Annotated in this window: 3 protein-coding genes; all 3 read right to left on the bottom strand. The window is 59.8% G+C overall.

Annotated features, from left to right (window positions below):
• Positions 1-223 (bottom strand): STY0301 family protein (locus N788_RS14985; RefSeq protein WP_211250713.1); only part of this gene is annotated, 223 nt, incomplete at its 3' end.
• 1,342 nt (positions 224-1,565) lie between these two features.
• On the bottom strand, positions 1,566-1,952 hold the full coding sequence (locus N788_RS10110) for a hypothetical protein (protein ID WP_034224629.1): 387 nt from the start codon (positions 1,950-1,952) through the stop codon (positions 1,566-1,568).
• Positions 1,953-2,894: 942 nt separating this feature from the next.
• The coding region (locus N788_RS14980; RefSeq protein ID WP_211250712.1) for a hypothetical protein at positions 2,895-3,207 on the bottom strand (313 nt) is incomplete at its 5' end.

The raw sequence follows: 3,207 nt of genomic DNA, 5'->3' as shown, positions 1-3,207 counted from the left end.
GGAGGGCGCCCTCTCGGGCGGGGCCGCTACTGAAGCCGACCGGCCGTCCGAGGTGGGTCGAGATCCCGTTCTTGGCGCGAATATTGGAGCTAGCTGCGCGCCAGCCTGGATGGTTGGATTCGATCGACTGAGAGGTCTGAATGTTCTCTGGGCATGGGAGGTCAATAGCTCCGGCGTAGGCCGGCAGCGAGATCATTAGAGCCAGAGTGGCGACGCGCTTCATCGAGGCACCTAACGCCTTGAGTTAAGCCGCGTGCCGGAGGCACGTCGGCTTGAATGAATAGTTAGGCGACGCTAGCTCCGAAGTCCCGGGGCTGCAACACCCTAGGCCTGCCCAGGGCCGAGAAAGTTTCGCTACCCAGTCTGGCCGCGGGGCGGGACGCCTACCCAAGCCGCCGCGCCAGGTCGAATGGGGGTCTCAAGACTGTCCGGAGCAGGGCGCCGGGGCCAAGCCGCGTCGGCACCGAAGTCGTTGAGCTAGCGACGGGCCTAACGCCTTGAGTTAAGCCGCGTGCCGGAGGCACGTCGGCTTGAATGAATAGTTAGGGGTCACTAGCCGTAATGGGCAGGTCCCCGCCAATGCGCACGTCGCGACCGTACTTGAATTCCCGCGAGGCGACAATTGATCCCTGGCAGCTCAATTGGGCTCGGTGCCCACTCTTGGACGGCTGGACCGTAAAGGCCTCCCGAAACGCGCCTGAAACCAAGCGACCATTGGTTTGCGTAGGAATGTGCGCAGGGGAGAGAGCAAGTCGGCAGGAGTCGTTGCCAGGGGTGGTGCCCACAACATAAATGGTGCCATCGGCGGGGCCGAGCCAATGCGCGCATCCAGCCAGGAAGGTAACCGCCAGAGCCAGCGCAAATCGCATTGTGACCCCTAACGCCTTGAGTTAAGCCGCGTCGCGGAGCCACGTCGGCTTGAATGAATAGTTAGGCGACGCTAGCTCCGAAGTCCCGGGGCTGCAACACCCCAGGGCTACCCAGGGCCGAGAAAGTTTCGCTACCCAGTCTGGCCGCGGGGCGGGACGCCTGCCCAAGCCGCCGCGTCACACCGAATGGGGGTCTCAAGACTGCCCGAAGCAGGGTAGCGGGCCAGGCCGCGTCGGCACCGAAGTCGTTGAGCTAGCGACGGGCCTAACGCCTTGAGTTAAGCCGCGCCGAAGGCGTCGGCTTGAATGATTGGTTAGGCGGCAGCATTAGTCACCACCCCCGCCATCCGCACCGCTGCAACCGCATATGCCGATGCCGACACCTGGGCCATCCGGGCCGCCGCCGTCCCCGGGCAAGTAAAGCGGATCGATTGTGCCGTTTGCCGCCACCTCCGCAGCTTGGGAACGGACGACTGCTGCACAGAAGACTGCGCCAAGGACAGGAATAAGCCAGACCAACCCGAGTTGCATTGCGCGCTGTGCACCAGAGAGAGCGTCGGACCTAAGGACCAGTACCGAGGCCGCGACGTTTAGCAGTACCAGCGCTACGAGCAGTATGACTGTCAGGTTCACGAGCCCTCCATCTGCCGCCTAACACCTTGAGTTAAGCCGCGCCGAAGGCGTCGGCTTGAATGATTAGTTAGGCCCCCGGGACTCCTCGTCCCGTGCCAAAGCCTCACGGAGTGCAGGAAGAGTGTAGTCCTTCCAGGGAATAGTACCGGGTGGGTAGTGAGGGGACATAATCTCGCCATCCTCAAAAGCGTGAAATACATCCAATGCGAAGCCAGTCAACGAGCAGTCGCTTGCCCAGAAGAGATCGTTGATTGCGAAGTCACCGGTTTCGAAGTCTATTCGGTCCGACACGAGGCGCTCGGCTACCTCCCGGGCGAAAGCGTGAGACAAGACATCGGGAGTGACTCCGTGCTTGTGACACAGTTCTTGGAAGGACTCGACGAACAGCACACTGGAACCGTCGGTGACGGTTGCGTAGTGAGCGAGAAGTTTGTCGAAATCGCGCTGCATTCTCGGCCTAACGCCTTGAGTTAAGCCGCGCCGAAGGCGTCGGCTTGAATGATTAGTTAGGCCTGCGACGCAATGTCCGAGAGCGCGGGCCCAAGGAAGAAGTGCCAGAGGAGCAGAAGAACAAGAAGCGAAACGACTATCGCATGTGCCCAAGCTACGATTGCGCATGCGATATAGAAGCGGGAAAGGCGCGAACTGAAGGATGGAAGTTGCCGAAAGCGCCCGAACAATATGGAACCGTAGAACTCGCCAGGCAAGGCCGAGGGCCAAAGAACCTCCTTCCAAGACGGCGATCCGACTGCTCGAAAATCCTGCGGCCAGTCGTGGCGGAGGCTCAGCGCCAGATGGCCACCCAAGACGAACTTTATGGGCAGCAGTAGAAGCATGCAGACAAGTAGAAGATAGGCAGCTTCTAGAGCGCTCATCGGCCTAACGCCTTGAGTTAAGCCGCGCCGAAGGCGTCGGCTTGAATGATTGGTTAGGCCCTCACCGGCGCCGTTGAGCATGAATATGCCTCAGACCCATCGCGATTGAAACGACCGCTGCAGAGTAGACGTGAGGGGCCTTGGAACCGTGAAAGATTGCGAACGCCAAAGATCCAACTCCCATTAACAGCAAGGTGTGGGCGGCGATCATTAGTGCCTTTGGGCTCGGTCGGGTCGGCGACTTTGCCAAGTGCTTGTATAGGCTCCTGAGGAGCAAGCAGCAACCAACCGCTGCAACAACTGAAAGGGTCACAAGGAGTAGATCCGCCTCTCCCGACCTAAATGCCGATCTCCAGATGTAGTAGGACGCGACTCCGAGAGCCAGTGCGAGCAGCGAGACCAAAGCAGCGCCAAGGATCCGCTCCCCGCTCGTGGCATCTCTGTCGAGCTGGTACCGACGCATAGGGCCTAACGCCTTGAGTTAAGCCGCGCCGAAGGCGTCGGCTTGAATGAATGGTTAGGTCGCACGCCGATTGCCTATGGCCAGATCGAGCAGGATCGTTAGCACGACCAGGATTGGAAGCAACGCCAGCCACCAGTAGGAAAGCACCCAAGCTGAAGTGGAGCAAGTGAATGACGTTGCCCCAATGCAATTGCCTCGATTCCAGACAACCAACTCGGGAAGGCCTATCCATATCACCGCAACCGATGCCACATAGAGAAGGGTGAAGATCGCGATGATTCGAGCTGCTTTACGCATACCTTCGAGTCCGATGAACGGCCTAACACCTGAGTTAAGCCGCGTCGCGGAGCGACGTCGGCTTGAATGA

It is taken from the genome of Arenimonas donghaensis DSM 18148 = HO3-R19, from assembly GCF_000743535.1.
Taxonomy (GTDB): Bacteria; Pseudomonadota; Gammaproteobacteria; order Xanthomonadales; family Xanthomonadaceae; genus Arenimonas; species Arenimonas donghaensis.
The sequence above is the reverse complement of the archived record's forward strand: the minus strand, read 5'-3'. Positions and strand labels throughout refer to the sequence as shown.